27 protein-coding genes and 1 riboswitch are annotated in these 23,972 nt (G+C 68.9%); of the genes, 17 read left to right on the forward strand and 10 right to left on the reverse strand.

Annotated elements, in window-relative coordinates; genetic code table 11:
• Positions 1 to 99: 99 nt before the first annotated feature.
• Both QZH52_RS08590 and QZH52_RS08595 read left to right on the forward strand, forming a co-directional pair.
• Complete coding sequence (locus tag QZH52_RS08590; protein ID WP_301806840.1) at positions 100 to 1,146, forward strand: histone deacetylase family protein; 1,047 nt, start codon at positions 100 to 102, stop codon at positions 1,144 to 1,146.
• A gap of 94 nt (positions 1,147 to 1,240) precedes the next feature.
• Entirely contained in the window at positions 1,241 to 2,197 is a 957-nt protein-coding gene (locus QZH52_RS08595) for a Bug family tripartite tricarboxylate transporter substrate binding protein (protein WP_286534851.1), read from the forward strand.
• Positions 2,198 to 2,203: 6 nt separating this feature from the next.
• Here QZH52_RS08595 and QZH52_RS08600 read toward each other — a convergent pair whose 3' ends face one another.
• Both QZH52_RS08600 and QZH52_RS38615 read right to left on the reverse strand, forming a co-directional pair.
• Entirely contained in the window at positions 2,204 to 2,776 is a 573-nt protein-coding gene (locus QZH52_RS08600; RefSeq protein ID WP_366919277.1) for a GNAT family N-acetyltransferase, read from the reverse strand.
• Positions 2,777 to 2,815: 39 nt separating this feature from the next.
• Complete coding sequence (locus QZH52_RS38615; RefSeq protein ID WP_366919278.1) at positions 2,816 to 3,046, reverse strand: hypothetical protein; 231 nt, start codon at positions 3,044 to 3,046, stop codon at positions 2,816 to 2,818.
• 48 nt (positions 3,047 to 3,094) lie between these two features.
• Here QZH52_RS38615 and QZH52_RS08605 point away from each other — a divergent pair, with 48 nt between their 5' ends.
• Together QZH52_RS08605 and QZH52_RS08610 are read left to right on the forward strand one after the other, a co-directional pair.
• Positions 3,095 to 3,313: a SlyX family protein gene (locus QZH52_RS08605; protein WP_301806848.1), complete on the forward strand. Its 219-nt coding sequence runs from the start codon at positions 3,095 to 3,097 to the stop codon at positions 3,311 to 3,313.
• 87 nt (positions 3,314 to 3,400) lie between these two features.
• Complete coding sequence (locus QZH52_RS08610) at positions 3,401 to 4,258, forward strand: DUF4399 domain-containing protein (RefSeq protein WP_301806850.1); 858 nt, start codon at positions 3,401 to 3,403, stop codon at positions 4,256 to 4,258.
• Here QZH52_RS08610 and QZH52_RS08615 read toward each other — a convergent pair.
• The 3 genes from QZH52_RS08615 to QZH52_RS08625 form a co-directional block, all read right to left on the reverse strand.
• Positions 4,245 to 5,033, reverse strand: a complete 789-nt coding sequence (locus QZH52_RS08615; RefSeq protein ID WP_301806852.1) for an HAD-IIB family hydrolase — start codon at positions 5,031 to 5,033, stop codon at positions 4,245 to 4,247. The genes QZH52_RS08610 and QZH52_RS08615 overlap by 14 nt on opposite strands.
• Positions 5,033 to 6,661, reverse strand: a complete 1,629-nt coding sequence (locus QZH52_RS08620; protein ID WP_301806854.1) for a peptide chain release factor 3 — start codon at positions 6,659 to 6,661, stop codon at positions 5,033 to 5,035. Before QZH52_RS08620 ends, QZH52_RS08615 begins: the two co-directional genes overlap by 1 nt.
• Before the next feature lie 62 nt (positions 6,662 to 6,723).
• Positions 6,724 to 7,368: a hypothetical protein gene (locus QZH52_RS08625; protein ID WP_301806856.1), complete on the reverse strand. Its 645-nt coding sequence runs from the start codon at positions 7,366 to 7,368 to the stop codon at positions 6,724 to 6,726.
• A gap of 95 nt (positions 7,369 to 7,463) precedes the next feature.
• Positions 7,464 to 7,533: riboswitch (S-adenosyl-L-homocysteine riboswitch) on the forward strand.
• Positions 7,534 to 7,596: 63 nt separating this feature from the next.
• Between QZH52_RS08625 and ahcY the strand changes: the two genes are divergently transcribed.
• From ahcY to QZH52_RS08645, 4 genes are all read left to right on the forward strand, one after another.
• Positions 7,597 to 9,036 carry an adenosylhomocysteinase gene (gene ahcY, locus QZH52_RS08630; RefSeq protein WP_286534845.1) on the forward strand — a complete coding sequence of 480 codons (1,440 nt, stop codon included), beginning with the start codon at positions 7,597 to 7,599 and terminating at the stop codon, positions 9,034 to 9,036.
• A gap of 96 nt (positions 9,037 to 9,132) precedes the next feature.
• Positions 9,133 to 9,954, forward strand: coding sequence for a TlyA family RNA methyltransferase (locus QZH52_RS08635; RefSeq protein WP_286534844.1), 822 nt, complete (start codon positions 9,133 to 9,135; stop codon positions 9,952 to 9,954).
• Positions 9,932 to 10,765, forward strand: coding sequence for a methylenetetrahydrofolate reductase [NAD(P)H] (metF, locus tag QZH52_RS08640; protein WP_301806864.1), 834 nt, complete (start codon positions 9,932 to 9,934; stop codon positions 10,763 to 10,765). The genes QZH52_RS08635 and metF overlap by 23 nt, the downstream gene beginning before the upstream one ends.
• Complete coding sequence (locus QZH52_RS08645; protein WP_301806867.1) at positions 10,762 to 11,433, forward strand: septal ring lytic transglycosylase RlpA family protein; 672 nt, start codon at positions 10,762 to 10,764, stop codon at positions 11,431 to 11,433. The genes metF and QZH52_RS08645 overlap by 4 nt, the downstream gene beginning before the upstream one ends.
• A 12-nt stretch (positions 11,434 to 11,445) precedes the next feature.
• On the opposite strand, the gene QZH52_RS08650 is transcribed toward QZH52_RS08645, so the two are convergent.
• Positions 11,446 to 12,372 (reverse strand): 23S rRNA (adenine(2030)-N(6))-methyltransferase RlmJ, encoded by a 927-nt coding sequence (locus tag QZH52_RS08650; RefSeq protein ID WP_301806870.1) that lies wholly within the window; start codon positions 12,370 to 12,372, stop codon positions 11,446 to 11,448.
• 135 nt (positions 12,373 to 12,507) lie between these two features.
• Here QZH52_RS08650 and QZH52_RS08655 point away from each other — a divergent pair, with 135 nt between their 5' ends.
• The 6 genes from QZH52_RS08655 to mdtD all read left to right on the forward strand — a co-directional run bounded on the left by QZH52_RS08655 (position 12,508) and on the right by mdtD (position 17,389).
• Positions 12,508 to 13,131 carry a hypothetical protein gene (locus QZH52_RS08655; protein WP_286534841.1) on the forward strand — a complete coding sequence of 208 codons (624 nt, stop codon included), beginning with the start codon at positions 12,508 to 12,510 and terminating at the stop codon, positions 13,129 to 13,131.
• A gap of 8 nt (positions 13,132 to 13,139) precedes the next feature.
• Positions 13,140 to 14,387, forward strand: a complete 1,248-nt coding sequence (locus tag QZH52_RS08660; protein ID WP_301806873.1) for a S1 family peptidase — start codon at positions 13,140 to 13,142, stop codon at positions 14,385 to 14,387.
• Between the two features lie 184 nt (positions 14,388 to 14,571).
• Entirely contained in the window at positions 14,572 to 15,003 is a 432-nt protein-coding gene (rplM, locus tag QZH52_RS08665) for a 50S ribosomal protein L13 (RefSeq protein ID WP_286370103.1), read from the forward strand.
• Between the two features lie 12 nt (positions 15,004 to 15,015).
• Entirely contained in the window at positions 15,016 to 15,408 is a 393-nt protein-coding gene (gene rpsI, locus QZH52_RS08670; RefSeq protein WP_183027376.1) for a 30S ribosomal protein S9, read from the forward strand.
• A 116-nt stretch (positions 15,409 to 15,524) separates the two neighbouring features.
• Complete coding sequence (gene erpA / locus QZH52_RS08675) at positions 15,525 to 15,896, forward strand: iron-sulfur cluster insertion protein ErpA (protein WP_286370102.1); 372 nt, start codon at positions 15,525 to 15,527, stop codon at positions 15,894 to 15,896.
• 74 nt (positions 15,897 to 15,970) lie between these two features.
• Positions 15,971 to 17,389 carry a multidrug transporter subunit MdtD gene (mdtD, locus tag QZH52_RS08680; protein ID WP_286534839.1) on the forward strand — a complete coding sequence of 473 codons (1,419 nt, stop codon included), beginning with the start codon at positions 15,971 to 15,973 and terminating at the stop codon, positions 17,387 to 17,389.
• On the opposite strand, the gene QZH52_RS08685 is transcribed toward mdtD, so the two are convergent.
• Positions 17,390 to 18,499, reverse strand: a complete 1,110-nt coding sequence (locus QZH52_RS08685) for an anhydro-N-acetylmuramic acid kinase (RefSeq protein WP_301806889.1) — start codon at positions 18,497 to 18,499, stop codon at positions 17,390 to 17,392. It abuts the gene before it with no gap.
• Positions 18,500 to 18,538: 39 nt separating this feature from the next.
• Complete coding sequence (locus tag QZH52_RS08690) at positions 18,539 to 19,891, reverse strand: M23 family metallopeptidase (RefSeq protein WP_286534837.1); 1,353 nt, start codon at positions 19,889 to 19,891, stop codon at positions 18,539 to 18,541.
• Positions 19,892 to 20,048: 157 nt separating this feature from the next.
• Between QZH52_RS08690 and tyrS the strand changes: the two genes are divergently transcribed.
• Positions 20,049 to 21,281, forward strand: coding sequence for a tyrosine--tRNA ligase (gene tyrS, locus QZH52_RS08695; protein ID WP_301806892.1), 1,233 nt, complete (start codon positions 20,049 to 20,051; stop codon positions 21,279 to 21,281).
• A 20-nt stretch (positions 21,282 to 21,301) separates the two neighbouring features.
• Here the strand turns inward: tyrS and QZH52_RS08700 are convergent, their stop codons facing one another.
• A complete protein-coding gene (locus QZH52_RS08700) occupies positions 21,302 to 21,913 on the reverse strand; it encodes an OmpA family protein (protein ID WP_301806895.1) in 612 nt (203 codons plus the stop codon).
• Positions 21,910 to 22,416 carry a FecR family protein gene (locus QZH52_RS08705; protein WP_301806899.1) on the reverse strand — a complete coding sequence of 169 codons (507 nt, stop codon included), beginning with the start codon at positions 22,414 to 22,416 and terminating at the stop codon, positions 21,910 to 21,912. The genes QZH52_RS08700 and QZH52_RS08705 overlap by 4 nt, the downstream gene beginning before the upstream one ends.
• A gap of 135 nt (positions 22,417 to 22,551) precedes the next feature.
• Between QZH52_RS08705 and QZH52_RS08710 the strand changes: the two genes are divergently transcribed.
• Positions 22,552 to 23,472: a cation diffusion facilitator family transporter gene (locus QZH52_RS08710; protein WP_301806901.1), complete on the forward strand. Its 921-nt coding sequence runs from the start codon at positions 22,552 to 22,554 to the stop codon at positions 23,470 to 23,472.
• Complete coding sequence (gene dtd / locus QZH52_RS08715; protein ID WP_301806902.1) at positions 23,469 to 23,912, forward strand: D-aminoacyl-tRNA deacylase; 444 nt, start codon at positions 23,469 to 23,471, stop codon at positions 23,910 to 23,912. Before QZH52_RS08710 ends, dtd begins: the two co-directional genes overlap by 4 nt.
• The last annotated feature ends 60 nt before the right edge of the window (positions 23,913 to 23,972 follow it).

A 23,972-nucleotide genomic window follows, 5' to 3' on the forward strand; every position in this document is an offset into this window, starting at 1 on the left:
ATCCAAACTTCTCCCACGCCGATGCAACCCCGACGTCTCAGCGGTCCAGGGCATACCGCCCGCCATCGCCGTCCCGAAACTTCAGCGTTACCCTACCGCATGCTCACGATCTACAACGACCGCCACGCGCTGCATCACGGCAAGCTCGAGATGTTCCGCGGCGAACTCGTGCCATGCTTCGAGGTCCCGGCCCGTGCCGACTACGTCCTGCAGGAATTGCAGCAGCGCAGGCTCGGCCCCATCGAAGAACCCTCTGCATTCGATGACGCAGCGATCGCACGCGTGCATGCGCAGCGCTACCTCGATTTCCTGTCTGGCGCATGGGATGAATGGGTCGCCCTGGACCCGGCCAACGCCACGCGCGATGCGCTGCCTTCCTATTGGCCGATCCGCACCTTCCGCTCGGACGTGCTGCCGGCGAGCTTCCCCGCGCGCATGGGCTTGTTCTCGTACGACGCCGGCACGCCGCTGACATCGGGCACCTGGACCGCGGCCCGCGCCGGCGCCTGCTGCGCGTTGACCGCCGCGGCGCGCGTGCTGCAGGGCGATCGTGCGGCCTTCGCGCTCACGCGCCCGCCCGGTCATCATGCGGGCGTGGACTTCTTCGGCGGCTACTGCTTCCTCAACAACGCCGCCATCGCGGCGCAGTCGCTGCGCGATGCCGGCGTGGAGCGCGTCGCGGTGCTCGACATCGACTACCACCACGGCAACGGCACGCAAGCGATCTTCTACGAACGCGCCGACGTCCAGTTCACCAGCCTGCACGGCGATCCGCACACCGAGTATCCGTACTACCTCGGCTACGCCGACGAGCGCGGTGCCGGCGAGGGCCTGGGCTTCAACCACAACCTGCCGCTGGCGCGCGGCAGCGGCTTCGCGCAGTGGCGCGAGGCGCTGGCGACGGCGCTGCGCGGCATCGCCGCATTCAAGCCGGGCGCACTGGTGGTCTCGCTCGGGCTCGACACCTTCGCGGGCGATCCGATCGCCGGCTTCACGCTCGCCACAGCCGATTACCTGCGCGTCGGCGAAGACCTCTCCCGGGCCGGCCTGCCGACCGTGTTCGTCTTCGAGGGCGGCTATGCCGTGGCCGAGGTCGGCGCCAACGCGGTCAACGTGCTCGAAGGCTTCATGCAGCAATCCGGCTGACGCGGTGGCGACGCCACCCGGGGACATACCCGCTTGCCCCCTGAATGGCCCTGCGGCCCAATGCTGCCTTTCGAATCCGTTGCGGAGTTGCCCCATGTTTCGTCGTTCCCTCCTGTGCGCCGCGCTGCTCGGCGTCGCCGCCACTGCGGTCCACGCGCAGACCTTCCCGACCCGGCCAATCAAGCTGGTGATCGCCTTCCCGGCCGGCGGCCCGACCGACATCACGATGCGGCAGCTGGCCGACAACGCGTCCAAGATCCTCGGCCAGCCGATCGTGGTCGACAACAAGCCGGGTGCCGGCGGGACGCTGCCGGCGCAGGCGCTGCAGACCGCGCCGCCCGACGGCTACACCATCGGCCAGATTCCGCTCGGCGTGTTCCGCCTGCCCTACACGACCAAGATCAACTGGGACCCGGTCAAGGACATCAGCTACGTCATCAACGTCACCGGCTACGCCTTCGGCATCGCGGTGCCGGGCGACAGCCCGTTCAAGACCTGGAATGATTTCGTCGCCTACGCCAAGGCCAATCCAGGCAAGCTCACCTACGGCTCGACCGGCAATCTCACCAGTCCGCACCTGACGACCGAACTCATCGCCCAGCAGCTCGGCATCCAGCTGCAGCACGTGCCCTACAAAGGCAGCGCCGACCTGGCGCAGGCGGTGCTCGGCAACCACCTGATGGCGATCGCCGATTCGACCGGCTTCGCGCCACTGGTCGAGTCGGGCAAGCTGCGCGTGCTCAATACCTGGGGCGAGAAGCGGCTGGCCAAGTTCCCGGACGCGCCGACCTTGAAGGAACTCGGACTCGACATCGTGCAGAACTCGCCCTTCGGCATCGGGGCGCCCAAGGGCACGCCGCCCGAGGTCGTGAAGAAGCTGCACGACGCCTTCAAGCAGGCCATGGAAGAGCCCAGCTACCTGGCCGCGCTCGGACGCTACGACATGCTGCCGATCTACATGAGCTCGGCCGACTACACGAAGTTCGCGCAGACCACCTTCACCCGCGAGAAGGCGCTGATCGAGAAGCTGGGGCTGGCCAAGCCGCAGTGAGCGGGGCTATCCGAGCTCGAAGCTCGTGAGCCCATGGACCCGCTGCAGCTCGCAGGGCGGTGCGGCGCCGGCGTACATGCGGGCGGTCTCGAAGACGCTGCGCATCCCTTCGGCCCGCGCCATCGCCACCGCGTCGGCGTTCGGCAGCGGGACGTCGAGGTAGACCACGTCACCGGCCGGCACCGCCGCACTCAATGCGGCGAACAGCGCGCGTGCCACCTGCGGGTCGTCGGCCAGCAGCGGCGCGATCTTGTGGCCTTCGCGACAGCGGCGGACCAGCCCCCAGCCGGCGAGCCGCCCGTCCTCGAGCCAGGCCAGGCCGGTCGCATCGGGCAGGCCGACCCAGGCGCGCAGAAAGGCGTCGCGCGGTGCCGGGAACACGCGGCGATCGTCGGCCGCCAGCAAGCGGGGGTCGACAGTGGCCAGGGGGACGATCTGCGGCGGCACACTGCCGCCCCCTCGGGCAACGCCGGCAAAGCGGGCGTTCTTCCAGGCCAGCGCAAAACCGCTGCGGCGATAGTTGTCCTGCTGGGCCGGAACGCCATCCAGTCCCACCACATGGCCGGCCAGCCGCGCCATGCCGGCACGCCAGAGCCTGAGCCCGACACCCTTGCCGCGCTAGGCCGGCGCGACGATGTAGAGGCCGATGAAGCCGAAGCGGCCCGCGTACGAGACCGCGCTGATGCAGCCGATTGCTTCCCCGCGATGCTCGGCGACCAGGAAGCCGCCGGGGTCGGCGGCGTGAAAGCAGGCGCCATCGTGCAGGCCGGGGTTCCAGCCTTCGCGGGCTGCCATCTCGATCACGAGCGGCATCTCGGCGAGGCCGAGCGTTCGAATCGTCGGGTCCATTTCCGCATTCTGGACCGGCGCCGCGCCGGCTTCCTGTCCAATAGCGGCATGGACACCTCGCAAGACGCGCACCGCCGCCTGACCGAACTCGAGATCAAGGCGAGCTTCACCGAAGACCTGCTGGACCAGTTGAACCTGACGATCTACCGGCAGCAGGAACAGATCGACAGCCTGCTGCGGCAGGTGGCACTGCTGCGGCAGCAAAGCCCCGAGCCCGGCACCGGCGGCGCCCGCAACCTGCGCGACGAGTTGCCGCCGCACTACTGAAGACCTTTTTCACGCTTCCGCCGGTCATGCGCGTTCACTGTTTGGTACTCATTGATACACAATCAGATCAGTACTTAAGGAGTAGATATGCGGCATCCAGAGCGTCGGGGGAGGCGGGCGATCGAGGCTGCGGCGGTGGCCGCGCTGATGCTGGGGGCGGGTGGCGCCGCCGCCCAGGCCGCTGATGCGCCGCCCTCAGCCGCGGCGCCGGCAGCCGACGGCACGGACGTCGTGGTCCACCCCTGGGTGGTGCCGCCGCCGAACTGGTCGCCCGAGGCCTACTTCACCAACCTGAAGGACGGCGCGACCACGGAGGCGCCGTTCGTCGCCCGCTTCGGCCTCTCCATGCGGGGCATCGTGCCGGCCGGCAAGACCGCGGGCTCGGCCGGCCATCACCACCTGCTGATCGATCAGCCGCTGCCGCTCGATTTCACCAAGCCGCTGCCCTTCACCGAGCACTACATCCACTTCGGCAAGGGCCAGATGGAGACCGTGGTCGACCTGCCGCCGGGCACCTACACGATGCGGCTGGTGCTGGCCGACCAGGGGCACATCCCGTATTTCGTCTACAGCAAGCCGCTCAAGTTCACGGTCAGCAAGCAGAACAAGGGCGTCACGCCGGCCAGCCTGCTGGGGACGCCGCGCGTCGAGTTGCTGAGCCCGGCCGACCGCAGCACGGTGCAATTGCCGCTGCGGGTGCAGTTCCATGCCAGCGGCCTGAATGTCTCGAATGCCGCCCCCAAGGTGCCCGACACCGGGCACTTCCGGCTGGTGCTCGAACGCCCAGGGCAGAAGGCCGAGATCATCGAGCTGGAGGGCGGGCAGACCGAGCTGTGGCTCAATCCGCCCAAGGGCAGCTACAACGCGCGGCTCGAACTGATGAGCAACACCGCGGCCGGCAACGTGGTCGCGCGGGCCAGGCCGGTCGCCTTCAACGTGCCCTGAGCACCGCCGCCGCCGCTTCGGCGAAGCCGGCGCCGCGCTCCCGGCTGGCGACATAGCGCGGCAGGTGCGACAGCGCGGCCTCGAAGCGGCGAACGTTCGCGACGCCGATGCTGTTGTCGAAGTGCTGGAACATCAGCGCATCGTTGGTCGAATCGCCGACGTAGGCCCAGCGCGGCATCTCGTCGTCGAGCCGGCGGCCCCACAGCTCGCGCACAATCCAGCGCGCGCCTTCGAGCTTGTTGTGGCTGCCGTACCAGCCGTTGACGTGGATGCTGCTGACGGTCGCGTGCATGCCCTCGCTCTGCATCAGTGCCACCACGGCGGCGATCTGCGCATCGCCGAGCTGCGTGAACTCGCTGTGGTCGATCGCGATGTCGCATTCGCGGCCGGCCGAGTCGGCGGCGCGCCGGGCACCCGGGATCTCGCGCTCGATGCGGCCGAGCACGGACTGCATGCGGGCGAAGTTGCGTTCGCGCGTGGGCGCGTCCTGCTGGTAGCGCTTCTCGAGGCCGCCGCCGGGCAGCGGCAGCAGGGCGACGGCGCCGTTCTCGGCCACGATCGCGTCCACCGGCCAGACGTTCGCGAAGGGCTCGCTCCAGCCCACCGGGCGGCCGGTGATCGCCACCCTGTGCAAGCCGGCCGTGCGCAGGTCGGCCAGCGCCGCCAGCGCATCGGCGCTGATCGCGCCCTCGGTGGTCAGCGTGTCGTCGATGTCGGTGAAGACGCCGACCAGCGCCCGCCGCGCCGCCAGCGGCCACTCGCCAAGGGGAATCATCAGGAGGCGGTCTGCAGCGCCAGGCCGGCGTGCTCGCGCAGCGGGTGGAAGTGGATCTTCGGGAAGCGCTCCTGTGCCAGCCGGACGTCGTAGGGCGAGGTGCACAGGTAGGCCAGCGTGTTGGCCGCGTCGAGCGCCATGCGCTGCGGGTAGGCATCGACGAAGGCGCGCAATTCGGCCGGCGTGTCGGCCGTGATCCAGCGCGCGCCGGTGTACTGGCAGCCCTCGAGCCGGATGTCGGCGTCGTATTCGGTCTTCAGGCGGTGCTGCACCACTTCGAACTGCAGCTGCCCGACCGCGCCGAGCAGCATCGGGCCGCCGATTTCGGGCCGGAACACCTGGATCGCGCCTTCCTCGCCGAGCTGCGCCAGGCCCTGCTGCAGCTGCTTGGTCCGCAGCGGGTTCTTCAGGATCACGGTCATGAAGAGCTCGGGCGCGAAGAAGGGCAGGCCGGTGAACTGCAGCGAGGCGCCGTCCGTGATGGTGTCGCCCAGCTGCACGCCGCCATGGGTCGTGAAGCCGACGATGTCGCCGGCGTAGGCTTCCTCGACCGCTTCGCGGCGCTGGCTCATGAAGGTCACGACGCTGGTCGGGCGCAGTTCCTTGGCGGTGCGCTGCACGCGCAGCTTCATGCCCGGCGTGTAGCGGCCGGAGGCCATGCGCACGAAGGCGATGCGGTCGCGGTGGTTGGCGTCCATGTTGGCCTGCACCTTGAAGACCACGCCAGCGAAATCCTTGTCCTCGGGCTGGATCTCCTTCACCACCGGCTGGCGGTTGACCATCGTGGTGCTGGTGCGCGACTGCGGCTGCGGCGCCAGGTCGACCAGCGCATCGAGCACTTCCATGACGCCGAAGTTGTTGACGCCCGAGCCGAAGAACACCGGCGTCTGCTTGCCGGCCAGGAAGGCCTCGCGGTCCCAGCTCGGCGAGGCGCCGGTGGCGAGCTCCATGCTTTCCATCGCGTGGTCGAACTCGCGGCCGAAGCGCTTGTGGAGCGCCTCGCGGTCGGTCAGGGGAATGGTCTCGAAGTCCTGCGGCAGCTTTTCCTGGCCCGACTCGAACACCGTCATCGCCTGCGTGCGCAGGTTGATGATGCCGCCGAAGGTCTTGCCCTGGCCCACCGGCCAGGTCATCGGCACGCAGGGCATGCCGAGCTCGCGCTCGATCTCGTCGAGCAGTTCGAGCGGCTCGCGCACCTCGCGGTCCATCTTGTTGACGAAGGTGATGATCGGCGTGTCGCGCTGGCGGCAGACCTCGATCAGCCGGCGGGTCTGGGCTTCGACGCCGTTGGCGGCGTCGATCACCATCAGTGCCGAGTCGACCGCGGTCAGCACGCGGTAGGTGTCTTCGGAGAAGTCCTTGTGGCCGGGCGTGTCGAGCAGGTTGATGACGTGGTCGCGATAGACCATCTGCATCACCGACGAGGCCACCGAGATGCCGCGCTGCTTCTCGATCTCCATCCAGTCGGACGTCGCATGGCGCGAGGCCTTGCGGGCCTTGACCGAGCCGGCGATCTGGATCGCGCCCGAGAACAGCAGCAGCTTCTCGGTCAGCGTGGTCTTGCCGGCGTCCGGGTGGGAAATGATCGCGAAGGTGCGGCGGCGTTTGGTTTCGGAGGCGAAGGTCATAGTGAACGCGGTGCGCGCTCACGGGCGCGGTCTGCTGAAGGCAAAGCCCGCAATTTTACCGTTCACATCGGCGGCGTGAAGCCGTTGCGGCCCACCAGCATGCTGGAGGCGGTGGGCTTGCCGTCCTTCAGCTGCGCCGTGACGACGACTTTCGCGCCCTGCACCACCAGCGCCTGCTGGTCGTCCTGGGCCGGCTTGAAGGTGACGATGGGCGTGCCGCGGGGCACGATCACGGTCTTCTCGCCGTCCTTGTAGCGCAGCACCAGCTTGCGGCCGCCCGGTACCGAGGACGGTGCGGCGGCGAGGGCCGAGACGGTGGCGTTGGTCATCGTGCCGTTGGGCATGTAGTCCCAGGGCCGGAAACCCTCGCCGGTGCCGCGCATGGCCTCCGGAAAGACCAGCACCTCGACCGCGCGCTGGGTGCCGTCGGGCTGGGGCAGCGAGCCGGCGCCGACGAAACTGTTGGGCTTGATCGCGCCCAGCGTGACCGGCAGTACCTCGACGACCCGCAGGTCGGGCGGACGCACCATCGTGACGACTTCGCCGCTGCGGTCCTTGACGGTCAGCGAGGTGGCGTCGACATGGGCGATCACGCCGCGCACGCGCACCGGGGGCTGGGCCGCGCCCCCCTGGGCCCAGGCCGAGGCGGACAGAACGGCCGCTGCGGCGGCTGCAAGTGACAGGGCGAGGACCTTGGCTTTGGACATGGCGGAATTCGGTGCGGCAGTGGAGGGGAAACGCAGTCTAGGCCGATCCGGCGCGCCTTGCTGGCGGCGGTCCGGCGGCTGGCGTTAAAATGCGCCGTTCCGAGGAGCGTTGCAGCGCCGTCAGGCGTGAGGCTCGGACCATCATCGCAACCACGCTCACCCGCTGTTCTCGCGGTGAGTCCGTTCCCCGAATGCAGTGGCCACTGTCAAACCCGCTTTGGAGCCCACATGAGCGCTGTTCTCAAAACCACCCCCGTCTCGACCGCCGACCAGGCGATCGCCGACCTGTCCCTGGCCGCCTGGGGCCGCAAGGAAATCCGCATCGCCGAAACCGAGATGCCCGGCCTGATGGCGATCCGCGAGGAATTCGCCAAGGGCCAGGCGCTCAAGGGCGCGCGCATCACCGGTTCGCTGCACATGACGATCCAGACCGCCGTGCTGATCGAGACCCTGCAGGCCCTCGGCGCCACCGTGCGCTGGGCCTCGTGCAACATCTTCTCGACCCAGGACCACGCCGCCGCCGCCATCGCCGCCGCCGGCACGCCGGTGTTCGCGATCAAGGGCGAGTCGCTGACCGACTATTGGGACTACACCCACGCCATCTTCGAATTCGGCCCCAAGGGCTCGAAGGACGAAGGCCCGAACATGATCCTCGACGACGGCGGCGACGCCACCATGCTGATGCACCTGGGCCAGAAGGCCGAGAAGGATCTCGGCGTGCTGGCCAACCCGACCAGCGAAGAAGAACGCATCCTGTTCGCCGCGATCAAGGCCAAGCTGGCGGTCGACCCCACCTGGTACACCCGCAAGTCGGCCCAGATCATCGGCGTGACCGAAGAAACCACCACCGGCGTGCACCGCCTGAACGAGATGTCGGCCAAGGGCACGCTGCAGTTCCGCGCCATCAACGTCAATGACTCGGTCACCAAGAGCAAGTTCGACAACCTCTACGGCTGCCGCGAATCGCTGGTCGACGGCATCAAGCGCGCCACCGACGTGATGATCGCCGGCAAGGTCGCCTGCGTGGCCGGCTACGGCGACGTCGGCAAGGGCTCGGCCCAGGCCCTGCGGGCGCTGAGCGCCCAGGTGTGGGTGACCGAGATCGACCCGATCAACGCCCTGCAGGCAGCGATGGAAGGCTACAAGGTCGTCACGATGGAATACGCCGCCGACAAGGCCGACATCTTCGTCACCACCACCGGCAACCGCGACGTGATCCGCCACGAGCACATGGCCGCCATGAAGGACCAGGCGATCGTCTGCAACATCGGCCACTTCGACAACGAGATCGACGTCGCCTCGATCGAGAAGTACGAGTGGGAAGAGATCAAGCCGCAGGTCGACCACATCACATTCCCCGACGGCAAGAAGATCATCCTGCTGGCCAAGGGCCGCCTCGTGAACCTGGGCTGCGGCACGGGCCATCCGAGCTTCGTGATGTCGTCCTCGTTCGCCAACCAGACCATCGCCCAGATCGAGCTCTTCACCAAGCCCGACGCCTACCAGGCCGGCAAGGTCTACGTGCTGCCCAAGCACCTCGACGAGAAGGTCGCGCGCCTGCACCTGAAGAAGGTCGGTGCCATGCTGACCACGCTGACGGACACGCAAGCCGCCTACATCGGCGTCGACAAGAACGGTCCGTACAAGCCGGACACCTACCGTTACTGAATATGGCCCCCACGCTCCTCACTTTGGGTGTCGCTGCCCCCCGAGGGGGCCGCAGGCCGCCTTGGGGCGGCCCGGCGCCGGCCTGAGGCTCACGCCTTGCGTGCCGATCAGTTGCTCGTCGAACGCGGCCTGGCCGCTTCGCGTTCGCAGGCGGTTCGCCTGATCGCCGGCGGCTTGCGCTGGCGTGATGGCGCCGACTGGCGCGTCGTGGGCAAGAACCGCGACGAAATCCCCGAAGCGGCCGAGCTCGAACTGCTCGACGCCGCCGAGGCCCGCTACGTGTCGCGCGGCGGCCTCAAGCTGGAGGGCGCGCTGGCCGCCACCGGCATCGACCCGACGGGCCGGCGTTGTCTCGACGTCGGCCAGTCGACCGGCGGCTTCACCGACTGCCTGCTGCAGCGCGGTGCTGCGCATGTGGTCGGCGTCGACGTCGGCCATGGTCAGCTGCATGCCCGCATCCGCGAAGATGCGCGCGTGACCGCGGTCGAGGGCGTCAATGCGCGCACCCTGACGGCCGAGGCCTGGGCCGCCGAATCCGAGGACGACGAGGACGACGAGGCGCCGGTCGGCGACAGCTTCGGCCTGATCGTCGGCGACCTGTCCTTCATCTCGCAGACGCTGGTGCTGCCCGCGCTGGTGCCGCTGCTGGCGCCCGGCGGCGACCTGCTGATGCTGGTCAAGCCGCAGTTCGAGCTGCAGCCGGGCCAGGTCGGCAAGGGCGGCATCGTGCGCGACCCGGCGCTCTACGCGCTGGTCGAGCAACGCCTGCGCGACAGCTGCGCGGCGCTCGGGCTGCGCGTCGTGCGCTGGCTCGACAGCCCGATCGAGGGCGGCGACGGCAACCGCGAATTCTTCATCCATGCTGTTCCTGCGGACGGCCAACCAGGAGCCGGCCGTGCGCCTTCCGCTGAGCTTTGAGTTTTTTCCGACCAAGACGCCCGAGGGCGCGGTCAAGCTGCGCGCGGTGCGCCAGCAGCTCTACGCGCAGTCGCCCGAGTTCTGCTCCGTGACCTACGGCGCCGGTGGCTCGACCCACGACGGCACCTTCGGCGCGGTGCGCGAGATCCTCGCCGAAGGCGTGGCCGCGGCCTGCCACTTCTCCTGCATCGGCGCGACCAAGGCGACGGTGCGCGAGCAGTTGGGCGAACTCAAGGCGATGGGCGTCAAGCGCCTGGTCGCGCTGCGCGGCGACCTGCCGAGCGGCTATGGCGTGGGCGGCGAGTTCCTCTATGCGAGCGACCTGGTGGCCTTCATCCGCGCGGAGACCGGCCGCGATTTCCACATCGAGGTGGCCTGCTATCCCGAGGTGCATCCGCAGGCCCGTTCGCCCGAAGCCGACCTGCAGGCCTTCGCGGCCAAGGTGCGCGCGGGCGCCGACTCGGCCATCACGCAGTACTTCTTCAGCCCCGAGGCCTACTGGCGCTTCGTCGACGACGCGCGTGCCCTGGGGCTCGACACGCCGATCGTGCCGGGCATCATGCCGATCACCAGCTCGACCCAGCTGATGCGCTTCTCGGACGCCTGCGGCGCCGAGATCCCGCGCTGGATCCGGCTGCGGCTGCAGGGCTTCGGCGACGACACGGCGTCGATCAAGGCCTTCGGCCTCGACGTCGTCGCGGCCCTGTGCGAGCGGCTGTGCGCCGGCGGCGCGCCGGCGCTGCATTTCTACACGATGAACCAGTCGGTGGCCACGCTCGGCGTGCTGCAGCGGCTGGGTTGGGCCGAATGAGTTTGAGCCGCCGCGTTGCGACGCTGTCGATGGCGTTGCTCGCGGCCGGGCTTGCGGCCTGTTCCCTGCAGCCCACCGCGCCGGGCGATGAGGCCGGCGGTGCAACGATCCGGCTGCGGCCGCTGGCCCGGCAGCCGGCCTTGCCGCCCGGCGCTCCGCCGCGCTCCGCGGTGCCGTCGGTGCGCTACGACCTGGCGGTGTCGGGCGCGGGCGAGCTCGGGCCCGACGACGGCATCCCGGGCGACGAGGGCGGGCGCGAGATCTTCGAGCGCGGCGGCGCGTCCTGGTACGGCATCCAGTTCCACCAGCGCAAGACCGCCAGCGGCGAGCGCTTCGACATGACAGCCTTCACGGCGGCGCACCGGACGCTGCCGTTCAACACCCGCGTCTGCGTCCGCAGCCTGGTCAACGGGCGCGAGGTGCTGGTGCGCGTCAACGACCGCGGCCCCTACGCCTCGGGCCGCATCATCGACCTCAGCCGGGCCGCGGCGGAAGAAATCGGGATGCTCGGCATGGGCATCAAGACGGTGGCGCTGTCGATCGCCGACAAGGACACCGACCGCTGCGGCGGCAAGGAAGTCGGCGCGGTCGAGACGCCGGCCCAGGCGGCGCCGGAGCCGGCGCCGAAGCCGGCGCGGAAGCTCCTGCCGCTTCGCAAGCGGCGCTGACGCAAGCCGCCGCTAGCCGCCGCTGTCGAGCGAGAAGGTGGCGTTGCGGTCCTGCGCCAGCCGCTCGGCCATCTGCGGCAGGGCCGCCGCCAGCAGCGGCTTCAGCGTGTAGGGCGGATTGATCAGGAACATGCCGCTGGCGGGCAGGCCCGGCCGGTGCGTGGCGCCGGTCGCATCGGTCGTGATCTTGCTCGACTTGACGGTCAGCGTGGCATGCAGCCAGGACTTGCCGGCCTTGGTGGCCATCGTCTTGAGCCGGCGCGGCAGGTCGTGCGCTTCCGGCCGCGGAATGATCGGATACCAGACGGCATAAGTGCCGGTGGCAAAGCGCTTGAGCGCCTCGCCCACGAAGTCGAGCACCCGGGCGTAGTCGCTCTTGATCTCGTAGCTGGGGTCGCAGAGCACCAGTGCCCGCCGCGAGGGCGGCGGCAGGAACTTGGTGGCGCTGCCGAAGCCGTCGTCGCGCAGCACGGTGATCTGGCGGCCGGCCTCGAGCTGGGCGATGTTGGCGTCGAGCGTCCGGGCATCGGTCGGGTGCAGCTCGAACAGCTTGAGCTTGTCGTGCTCGCGCAGCAGGTGATGGACGATGAACGGCGATCCCGGGTAGATCTTGGCGCCGCCCTTGGGATTGAAGTCGCCCACCACCTCGAGGTAGCGGGCGAGGGCGTCGGCCAGCTGGGCGTCGGGTACGGCCTTGGCGCCCTTCGGGGGCGCCGGCTTGGCGCCGCCGCCGACCAGCCGCAGCACGCCGTCGGCGGCCTCGCCGCTGGTGCCGGCGTAGTCGCCGTCGAGCCGGTAGAGGCCGGCGCCGGCGTGGGTGTCGACCACCGTGAGGGCGGTGTCTTTCTCGAGCAGGTGTTCGAGCGTGGCAATCAGCACCGTGTGCTTGAGCACGTCGGCGTGGTTGCCGGCATGGAAGGCGTGGCGGTAACTGAACATGAGGAATAGTGCCTGGAAGATGAACGGGACGACGCTAGACTCTCGCGCCGTAACATTAAATTACAAGGATCGAGGATGCGAGGAGCTGGATGGCGATTCTGGGGCCTGTGCGCATGCGCTGGCGTCCTCTCTATTTTGACCGGCTGTGCGTCGGTCACGCACGGTACCACCCAGTCGCTCAAGGTCGAGACCCTGACGTCCGACGGCAAGGCCATCGAGGGCGCCGAGTGCCGGCTGTCGAACGACAAGGGCGATGCACTCACGCTGTCCGGCCAGAGCGTGCTGGTGCGGCGTTCCGGCGCCAACCTGAAGGTCGAATGCACCCAGGCCGGGCTGCCGCCGGCGACCGGTCAGGCGGTGTCGCGCGTCAACGCCGGGATGGTCGGCAACATCGTGGTCGGCGGCGTGATCGGCGCCGCGATCGATGTCGGCAGCGGCGCCGGCTACAACTATCCGAGCTGGATGCAACTCGTGTTCGGCGAGGAGCGAAGCTACGACCGCAGCGTGCAGCAGGGCGACCAGCCGGTCGCCGGCGTGGCGCTGGGCGTCACGCGGATGGCTGCATCGGTGCCTGTTGCTGCCGCGCCGCCGAAGGTCGCGGTGGCCGAAGTCGTGGCGCCGGCCCCCACGGCACCCCCGCCGGCCCCCGTGGTCGCGGCAGTCGCGCCGCCGCCCGATCCGACGCCCGCGGCGGCGCCGAAGCCGGTCTCACGCGTTTCGCTCGACGATCTCGGCGCCTTGCTGCCGGCCCGGAAGTGAGCCGCGCCATGACCCCCGCAAGCATCGGCCGCACGGCGGCCTTCCTGGCCGCCGCCTTGGTCGCCTCGGGCGCCTTCGCGCTCGAGCCCGACGTGCTGTTCGCGCGGGTGTCGCCTGCGGTCTGGACCGTCCGCACCCTCGACGCGCAGGAGCGTCCGCTGCGCACCGGCAGCGCCGTGGTGATCGCGCCGGGCCGCCTGGTGACCGCCTGCCATGTGCTCGCGAAGGCCGCCAGCTTCGTGATCAGGCAGGACAACGTGACCTACGGCGCAACGCTCGAACACCCGGACGTCGAACGCGACCTGTGCCAGATCAGGGTCGCCAATTTCAATGCCGCGCCGGTGCCGCTGGCGCCGGCCGGGGCGGCGCGGGTGGGCCAGAAGGCCTACCTGGTCGGCAGTCCGCGCGGCGTCGAGAACACGCTGGGCGAGACCATGCTCACCGGCCTGCGCGGCGAGGACGGCGACGACCGGCAGCTGCAGCTGGCCGCGGTGCTCGCCGCGGGAGCTAGCGGCGGCGGCCTGTTCGACGCCGAAGGCCGCCTGCTGGGCATCACCAGCGCCGCCGGCCGCGATCCTGGCGCACCCGGTTTCGCCGTGCCCGCCGATTTCGTGCCCGAGATTCCAGCCCGCGCCCAGGCCGCGCTCGCCCAGCGGCCGCGGGGGGACGTCCGAACCGCCGCGGCCGGCGCCGCGCCGGCGAACACCCTCACGGCGCCCCTGCGGCCCGGCGACGGGCTCGAATTCCAGCGCGTCGACCGCCTGACCGGCAACCGGTCGACCGTGGTCTACCGGGTGGATCGGGTCGCGGGCGACGAGGTGATCTTCAACATGGGCGGGCGGGTCGAGAAGACCGACGGCCGGGTGGTCTCGGTCGCCTCGCCGGCCGGCGGCAGCTACGACGTCTCGTCGCCGCCCGGCGGCTGGGGGCGCAGGGAACTCAAGCCCGGGATGCGCTGGCACCTGGACTACGTGGCGGTCACGGGCGAGAAATGGCGCCATGAACTCGATGCCACGGTGGTTTCCGAACGGACGATGCGCATCGACGGCGTGGACCTGAACGTGGTCCAGATCGACTACGCGGGCTGGATCTACGCCTCCTACGGCACCGGCGCCTCGCCGGTCGGCACGCCGTTCAGGGCCTCGGCCTGGTATGCGCGCGACCTGGGCCGGGTGGTGCGTTTCGAGGCCGAGCACCGGCGCGGCAACTCGAGCAGTTCGAACGAATCCCTCGAACTGGTGCGGGTGCTCCGCTAGGGCCAGCGCCAGCGCCCTAGGGCAGGATTTGCCCGCCAGGCCCGATTCTTCATATAATGGAGGGCTTCGCAGCGCTTTTGTGGCCCCGCGGCGGAGGACAACCACCACCACCTAAGAGATTCCCGCAAGAGGAACGCCGACCGTGGAAAAGGGCCCGCCAAACCCTCTTCAAAAGAGAAAACTCATGACCAAAACGTTCAGCGCCAAGCCCGCTGACGTGACGCACGAGTGGTTTGTGATTGACGCGACCGACAAGGTCCTCGGACGAGTAGCCAGCGAAGTTGCTCTCCGTTTGCGCGGCAAACACAAGGCCATTTACACGCCTCACGTCGACACCGGTGACTTCATCGTCATCATCAACGCATCGCAACTCCGCGTGACCGGCGCCAAGCCGATCGACAAGGTGTACTACCGTCACTCGGGCTACCCGGGCGGTATCACGGCGACGAACTTCCGCGACATGCAAGCCAAGCACCCGGGCCGCGCCCTGGAAAAGGCCGTCAAGGGCATGCTGCCCAAGGGCCCGCTCGGCTACGCGATGATCAAGAAACTCAAGGTGTACGGTGGCGCAGAGCACCCGCATACCGCCCAACAGCCCAAAGTGCTGGAACTGTAAGGAGCCTTGAGAATGATTGGTGAATGGAACAATGGCACCGGCCGTCGCAAATCGAGCGTCGCCCGTGTGTTCATCAAGAAGGGCACCGGCAAGATCACGGTCAATGGCAAGGACATCCAGGCTTATTTCGGCCGGGAAACCTCCATCATGATCGCGAAGCAGCCGCTGTTCCTGACGAACAACGTCGAAACCTTCGACATCATGATCAACGTCGCCGGCGGCGGCGAATCGGGTCAGGCCGGCGCGGCGCGCCACGGCATCACCCGCGCGCTGATCGACTACGACGCGACGCTGAAGCCGGTGCTGAGCCAGGCTGGTTTCGTGACGCGCGATGCGCGTGAAGTCGAGCGCAAGAAGGTCGGCCTGCATTCCGCACGCCGCCGCAAGCAGTTCTCCAAGCGCTAAGGCGTTTGGGCTTACCGCTCGCAATGTCAAGAAACCGCCTTCGGGCGGTTTTTTGTTGGTTGAAGTAGCATTGGTTGATCGGCCGCAAAGTTCGGCCCCACAGGAGTCCCCTCACAATGAGCGCCGTTGCAGAAACCATCCAGACCCCGGCCATGATGCCCGAGCCGATCGTCTTCACCGACAGCGCGGCCGCCAAGGTCGCCGACCTGATCGCCGAAGAAGGCAATCCCGACCTCAAGCTGCGCGTGTTCGTGCAGGGCGGCGGCTGCTCCGGCTTCCAGTACGGCTTCACTTTCGACGAGATCACCAACGAAGACGACACCACCATGACCAAGAACGGTGTCTCGCTGCTGATCGACGCCATGAGCTACCAGTACCTGGTCGGCGCCGAGATCGACTACAAGGAAGACCTGCAGGGCGCCCAGTTCGTGATCAAGAACCCGAACGCCACCAGCACCTGCGGCTGCGGCTCGAGCTTCTCGGCCTGACGTGCCGGCGCATCGCCGCCCGTGAAAAAGCCGCCTTCGGGCGGCTTTTTGCTGCCTGCCCATTTCCCTGATCGATGACTTCCCCCGAATCCCCGCGCAAGAGCCTGCTGTGGCTGGTGGCCGTCGGCTTCTTCATGCAGACGCTGGATGCCACCATCATCAACACCGCACTGCCGGCGATGGCCGCCAGCCTCGGCGAGAGCCCGCTGCGGATGCAGTCGGTGGTGGTGGCCTATGCGCTCACGATGGCGATGCTGATCCCCGCCTCGGGCTGGATCGCCGACCGCTTCGGCACCCGGCGGGTCTTCTTCTCGGCCATCGTGCTGTTCGTGATCGGCTCGGTGCTGTGCGCGCTGTCGCGCGGCATCGGCCAGCTGGTCGCGGCGCGGGTGGTGCAGGGAATGGGCGGGGCGCTGCTGCTGCCGGTCGGCCGGCTGGCGCTGCTGCGCTCGGTGCCGCGGGCCGAGTTCCTGGCGGCGATGAGCTTTGTCGCCATCCCGGGCCTCATCGGCCCGCTCTTGGGGCCGACCCTGGGCGGCTGGCTGGTGCAGTACGCCTCCTGGCACTGGATCTTTCTCATCAACGTGCCGGTGGGCCTGGCCGGCTGCGTGGCCACGCTCTACTTCATGCCCGACCTGAGGGCCGCGCTGCAGCGGCGCTTCGACGGCGTGGGCTATGCGATGCTGGCCTTCGGCATGGTGACGGTCTCGCTGGCGATCGACGGCGTGTCGGGCCTCGGGCTGCACGGCGTCGGCGTGGTGGTGCTGATGATCTTCGGCTTCGCCAGCATCACGGCCTACTGGCTGCACGCGCAGCGGCGGCCCGACCCGCTGTTCGAGCCGGCGCTGTTCGGCATCCCGACCCTGAGCATCGGGCTGCTGGGCAACCTGTTCTCGCGCCTGGGCAGCGGCTGCATGCCCTTCCTGGTGCCGCTGCTGCTGCAGGTGTCGATGAACTATTCGCCGCTGAAGGCCGGGCTCATGATGCTGCCGATCGCGCTCGCCGGCATGGCGATGAAGCGCTTCGCCACGCCGCTGATCCTGCGTTACGGCTATCGCCGCGTGCTGGTGGTCAACACGGCGCTGGTGGGCCTGACGATGGCCAGTTTCGGGCTGGCCACGCCCGACCAGCCGGCGGCGCTGCAGATCGTGCAGCTGCTCGTGTTCGGCGCCGTCAATTCGCTGCAGTTCACGGCCATGAACACGATCACGCTCAAGGACCTGGACGGCAGCATGGCCAGCAGCGGCAACACGCTGCTGTCGATGGTCCAGATGCTGGCCATGAGCATGGGCGTGGCGGCCGCCAGCGCGGTGCTGGGCGGCTACACCGAGGTGTTCGGCAGCGCCACCCCGCTGGCCACCCTGCATGCCTTCGAGGCCACCTTCGCGAGCATGGGGCTGGTCACGCTGGCTTCGGCCCTGATCTTCTGGCATTTGCCGCCCGAAGCCCGGGCGGTGCAGCCGGCCCAGCCCGAGGTCTCGGGCCAGGGCTGATCAGGCGGGGTAGATGCCGCCCAGCGACCGCGGGCCGCGGGCGCCGGTGACGCTGGCGAGGTTGCCGGCTTCACCGTTCAGGGTGGCGCGCGCCAGCCAGGCGAAGGCCGCGGCCTCGACCTGCTGCGGCGGCAAGCCGCGCTCGGCGGACGACACCACCTCGACCGCGGGCAACAAGGCGCGCAGCCGGGCCAGCAGGTGCTGGTTCAGGGCGCCGCCGCCGCAGACGATCAGGGTCCGGCTGTCGGCGCCATGGCGCTGCAGATGCGCCGCGCAGGTGCTCGCGGTGAGCTCGGTCAGGGTCGCCTGCACGTCGGCCGGCGTCGCCTCGGAGGTGCCGAGGTGCGAGGCCAGCCAGTTCGGATGGAACAGGTCGCGCCCGGTGCTCTTCGGCGGCTGCTTGGCGAAATAGGGTTCGGCGAGCAGCCGGGCCAGCAGCTCCGGCAGCACCCGGCCGCTGGCGGCCCACTGGCCGCCGGCGTCGAAGGGCTGGCCGATGTGGGTCTGGCACCAGTGGTCGATCAACGCGTTGCCCGGGCCGCAATCGAAGCCCAGCACGGTGCCTTCGCCGGCCGGCAACAGGCTCAGGTTGGAGATGCCGCCGATGTTCAGAACCGCCACCGCCTCGTCGGGGCGGGCGAACAGGGCCCGGTGGAAGCCCGGCACCAGGGGCGCCCCCTGGCCGCCCGCCGCCAGGTCTCGGCTGCGGAAGTCGGCCACCACGCGGATGCCGGTGAGCTCTGCCAGCAGCGATGGGTTGTTGATCTGCAGCGTGTAGCCGACCTCGTCGAACTCGCCCGGGCGGTGGCGGACGGTCTGGCCGTGGGCGCCGATGGCGGCAATGTCGTCGGGCGCCAGGCCGGCGTCTTCGAGCAACTGCTGCGCCACCTGCGCGTAGACCCGGGCCAGGCCGTTGCCGGCCAGGGCGGCGCGGTGCAGTTCGTTGTTGCCGGGGGTGTTGAGCGCCATCAGCTCGGTGCGCAGCCCCACCGGGAAGGGCGCCGTCGCGTAGCCCTGGACGGCGATGCCGCCGTCCGAGAGATCCGCCAGGACGCCGTCGACGCCGTCCAGCGAAGTGCCCGACATCAGGCCGATGAAGAATTCAGCCATGGGGCGGTCAGGCGGAGGATGAGGCCGCGCGGCCGGCCGTCAGTCGGCGCTGGCCTGGACGACCGAGAAGGCCGCCGACAGCTCGGTGCGCGTGGCGAGCGCCAGCCGCTCGAAGGCGGGGCGGTTGGCCGCCGTGATGGGCGCGCCGCCGTCCTGCTGGGCGATGGTGGCCGGGTCGTGGTACTCGCCATTGACCCGGAACTCGAAATGCAGGTGCGGGCCGGTGGCCCAGCCGGTGGAGCCGACGGCGCCGAGCGTCTGGCTCTGGCTGACGCTCTGGCCGACCTTGACATCGACCCGGCTGAGGTGGGCGTAGGCGGTTTCCTGGTTGTTGTGGTGCTTCAGGATGACGATGTTGCCGTAGCCGTTCTGGGTGCCGGCGAACTCGACCGTGCCGTCGCCGACCGCGCGCACCGGGGTGCCGGTGGGGGCGGCGAAGTCGATGCCGTGGTGCTGGCGCCAGCTGTTGAGGATCGGGTGCAGGCGCATCGCGAAGCCGCTGGTCACGCGCGAGAACTCGACCGGCGAGCTCAGGTAGGCGCGCCGCAGGCTGTCGCCGCTGGGGCGGTAGTAGCCGCCTTTCTGGCCGGGCTCCTGGTACCACAGCGCCTGGTAGAGCTTGCCGTTGCTCTCGAACTCGGCCGACAGCACGCGGCCGGTACGCAGGGTCTGGCCATCGGCGTCGAGCGTCTCGTAGACCACGGCGAAGCGGTCGCCCTTGCGCAGCGAGCGGAAATCGACATCGCCCGAGAAGATGTCGGCCAGCTGGCTGGCGACCGGATCGGGGATGCGGGCGTCGTCGGTGGCGGCGAACAGCGAGGTCCGCACGACGCCGCTGGCCAGCCGGGTCCCGGGCGTCAGGGCGTCGGTCTCGGTGCGGGCACGGAAGCCGGTCGGGGTCTTTTCGACCACCAGGCGCTTGAAGCCGCCGTCGCCATCGGGAATCCAGCGGGCGCTGAGCTTCTTCAGGGCGTTTTCCTGGGTCGCCTCGGCGGTCACGGTGCGGCCTGGACGGCTCAACAGCGCGGCCCGGGCGTCGGCGTTGCCGCGCACGAAGGCGGCGGCCGCAGGGTCGGAGAGGCCGAGGCGCTGCAGCAGGGCCTCGGCGGTGTCGCTCGAGCGCGTGATTTCGGTGCGGAACAGCGTGAAGCTGTGGGCGTCGAGCGCCTCGATCTGGTCGGCGAAGGAGGTGGACGGCGCAACGGCCTCGAACACCTGCTTGACGGGGATCTCGGCCGCGTCGGGGCCGAGCGAGGCGACAGCGAAGGCACCGCCACCAGCGGACAGCAGCAACGCGGCGATCGCAGCCGTGATCTGCTTGGGGTACGTCCGGAATGTGTGAGCCACGCGCGAAGCAATCAGCTCCTCGGCGGCAAGAATGCCGTTGATCAAACTTCGAATTCCAGCTCAGGTTCAGCAAATCCGTACTGCGAGGGCCGTGTCGGACGGGCGGCAGGACGGTGCGTTCACAGCGCCGCTTAGAATCCGGCGCTTGGAAAAGTCGGGCTGAGTATAGCTTCGGCCATAGAGAAAACAGCCAAAGAGCCCCATGAACCCCGGTTTTGTTACATCCACAAGTCTGTCCGAAGTTGTAGGACAGGCCCTCGAAATTTCACTCCGTGGGACTGACGAGCTGCTCCCCCAGGACGAGTGGGTGCGCAAGCTTCAGCGCTCCGAGGCGACCGGGGCGCCGCTGCGGATCAAGCTGGGCCTCGACCCGACCGCGCCGGACATCCACATCGGCCACACCGTGGTGCTCAACAAGATGCGCCAGCTGCAGGACCTGGGCCATACGGTGATTTTCCTGATCGGCGACTTCACCACCACCATCGGCGATCCGTCGGGGCGCAACAGCACCCGGCCGCCTCTGACCCGCGAGCAGATCGAGGCCAACGCGCAAACCTACTACAAACAGGCAAGTCTCGTACTCGACCCGTCCAAGACCGAGATCCGTTACAACTCCGAGTGGAGCGATCCGCTGGGCGCCCGCGGGATGATCCAGCTCGCCGCCAAGTACACGGTGGCACGGATGATGGAGCGCGACGACTTCAGCAAGCGCTTCAAGGCCGGGCAATCGATCTCGGTGCACGAGTTCCTCTATCCGCTGATGCAGGGCTACGATTCGGTGGCGCTCAAGTCGGACCTCGAGCTGGGCGGCACCGACCAGAAGTTCAACCTGCTCGTCGGCCGGCATCTCCAGCAGGAATACGGCCAGGAGCCGCAGTGCATACTTACTATGCCGCTGCTGGAGGGGCTCGACGGCGTCGAGAAGATGTCGAAGAGCAAGAACAACTACATCGGCATCAGCGAGGCGCCGAACACCATGTTCGCCAAGGTGCTGTCGATCTCCGACACCTTGATGTGGCGCTGGTACACCCTGCTGAGCTTCAGGTCGCTGGCCGAGATCGCGGCCCTCAAGGCCGAGGTCGAGGCCGGGCGCAACCCGAAGGACGCCAAGGTCGCGCTGGCCAAGGAGATCACCGCGCGCTTCCACAGCGCCGCGGCGGCCGAGGCGGCCGAGCAGGACTTCATCAACCGCAGCAAGGGCGGCGTGCCCGACGAGATCCCGGAAGTCGCGCTGGGCGGCGCCCCGCTGGGCATCGCCCAGTTGCTCAAGCAGGCCGGCCTGGCGCCCTCGACCTCCGAAGGCAACCGCCTGATCGACGGCGGCGGGGTCCGCGTCGACTCAGCCGTGGTCAGCGACAAGGCACTGAAGCTGCCCGCGGGCACCTACGTCGTCCAGGTGGGCAAGCGCAAGTTCGCCAAGGTCACCCTGAGCTGAGCCGCCCGGCCCGTTGCGGGCTATCGCACTTCAATGGTCACGCGGCGGTTGCGCGGCTCGGCGACCTCGTCGGCCGTGCGAACCGGCAGGTCGCGCTCGCCGCGGCCCACGGCCTCGATCCGGACCGGCGGGAAGTCCCGGGCGATGAAGAGTTGCCGGATTTCCAGCGCGCGGGTCAGCGACAAGTTGTCGTTGCGTGCCTGCGTGCCGACCGTGTCGGTGTGGCCCGTGACCACGATCTCGCCGCCGCTGCGCGCCAGGGCCGCCGCCAGGGCCTCGTTCATGGTGACTTGCGAGGCGGCCGTGAGCACGGTGCCGCCGACTTCGAAGTAGACGGTGAAGCTTTGTGCGGGCGGCGGCATCAGCTCGAACAGCGTCTTGTTCTGTTGCTTGACGCGCTCGGGGTCGGCCTTGTCGACGTTCGGCGCCCCGTGGGCGCCCAGCTTGGCCGTCGCCCGCTCGTAGGGCTGCGACAGCGTTTCCTCGCCGTCCTCGGTGCTGACCACCACCGCGGACGGTTTGCCGTCGGCCTGGGGCAGCAGCACGACACGGGTGGTCGGCGGCGTGGAGCAGGCGGCGAGCAGGGCGGATGCCAGGAGCGTGACAAGCAGGCAGTGGGAGCGAGGCGTCACGGCTGCGAATCCGTCTCGACGATGAAGTCGGTGCCGCGAATGCCGATGACCGCGCTTTGCGTCTCGACGCGCACGGCATCGGGATGGGTCTTGCCGATCAGGCCGGTGACCATGCGCAGCGTGCCGCGCAGCAGCGAGACCACCATGCCGCCGTCCTGGGTGGTCGAGTCGAAATGGAACTGCTTGAGGTCCAGCCTGGAGGACGGGCCGACGACCAGGGTGGTGCCGTCGCGCAGCACCACGCTGGCGCCGGAGTCGGCGCCGGTCTGCAGGCGGTCGATCGGCGCCATGGCGTCGCCGGCCAACGCGGCCCGTGCCTTGGCGCTGCCGCTGAGCAGCTGGACATCGCCGCGGACCGACTTGACGATGCCGGCGCGTTCCTCGGCTGCCGAGGGCTTGGACGTCTCGGCCGCGAGGGCGTTGCCGACATGGATGATCGGGGCGCCGACGCCGGCCAGGGCGAGGACGAGGCCCCGCAGGACCTGGTTCGAATTCTTGTTCACTGGACCTCCGCAACGATTCTGGGCGTTGCAGTCGATGGTACGCGAGGGGCGGACCGACCCCGATAATCCACCAGCGCGGCCCGCCCGGTCATTGCGCCTTTGTCCGCACTTTGCATTGTTGTTACCTTTCATCCCTTGAAATTCGCTTCGCTGACTCCCGCACAGTTGCTGCGCGTCTCGATCGTGGTCGCCCTGGTCACGATCGTGCTGAAGGGCGCGGCCGGCTACATCACCAACTCCATGGGGCTGATCTCGGACGCCATGGAATCGTTCGTGAACCTGGCGAGCGCCACCTTCGCGCTGGCGATGGTCACGGTCGCGTCCCGCCCGGCGGACGACGAGCATCCGTATGGCCACCACAAGGCCGAGTACTTCTCGTCGGGATTCGAAGGGATCCTGATCATCGGCGCGGCGATCGCCATCATCTGGGTGGCGGTGCTGCGGCTGCTCTCGCCGCAGCCGCTCGAGCAGCTCGGCTGGGGGCTGGGGCTGTCGATCATCAGCTCGGCCTTCAATGGGTGGCTGGCCTTCGTGATGTTCAAGGCCGCGCGCGTGCATCGCTCGATCGCGCTCGAATCCGACGCGCGCCACCTGGTCACCGACGTCTGGACTTCGGCGGCAGTGGTGGTCGGCATCGTGGCGGTCCACCTGACCGGCTGGCTCTGGCTCGACCCGGTGCTGGCCATCGGCGTGGCGCTGAACATCGTGCGCGAAGGCCTGTCGCTGGTCTGGCGCTCGTCGCAGGGCCTGATGGACGAGGCGATCGAGCCCGAGTCGCTGGCCTTGCTGCAAGCCACGCTCGAACGTTTCGCGACCGGCGTGCCGGAGGGAGCGCAGCTGCGCTTCGACGACATCGTCACCCGCCGGGCCGGCCAGCGGCGCTTCGCCGACCTCCACATGCACGTGCCGGGTGCCTGGTCGCTGGAGCGCGCCGCCGGACTGCGCGATGGCCTGGAGCAGGCGCTGATGGACGCGCTGCCGGGCCTGCGCGTAACCATCCAGCTGCTGCCGCTGGGCATGGAGGCGCGCGCCACGCCGAGGGCCGAGACGCTGTGAAGGCGCTGCTGCAACGCGTCGGCAGCGCGCGGGTCGACATCGCCGGGCGCACCCTGGGCGCGATCGATGCGGGGTTGCTGGTGCTGCTGTGCGCCGAGCGCGGCGACACCGATGCGGTGGCCGACCGGCTGCTGGCGAAGATCCTGAAGCTGCGCATCTTCGCGGACGACGCCGGCAAGATGAACCGCAGCGTTCAGGACGTCGGCGGCGGCTTGCTGGTGGTGAGCCAGTTCACGCTGGCGGCCGACGTCAGCGGCGGCAACCGGCCGAGCTTCACGCAGGCGGCGGCGCCCGATGAAGGGCGGCGGCTGTACGAGTACTTCGTGGGCCGGGCGCGCGATGCGCATCCGGTGGTGGCGACGGGGGAATTTGGCGCCGACATGCAGGTGCGGCTGGTGAACGATGGGCCGGTGACGATTCCGTTGGAGATGCGGATCTGATCAGTTGAGGACAGAGCAAAAACTGCTGCGCAGTTTGTTGGTCTGTCCCGCAAAGTCTCA

Source organism: Variovorax ginsengisoli (genome assembly GCF_030486595.1).
Taxonomy (GTDB): domain Bacteria; phylum Pseudomonadota; class Gammaproteobacteria; order Burkholderiales; family Burkholderiaceae_C; genus Variovorax; species Variovorax ginsengisoli_B.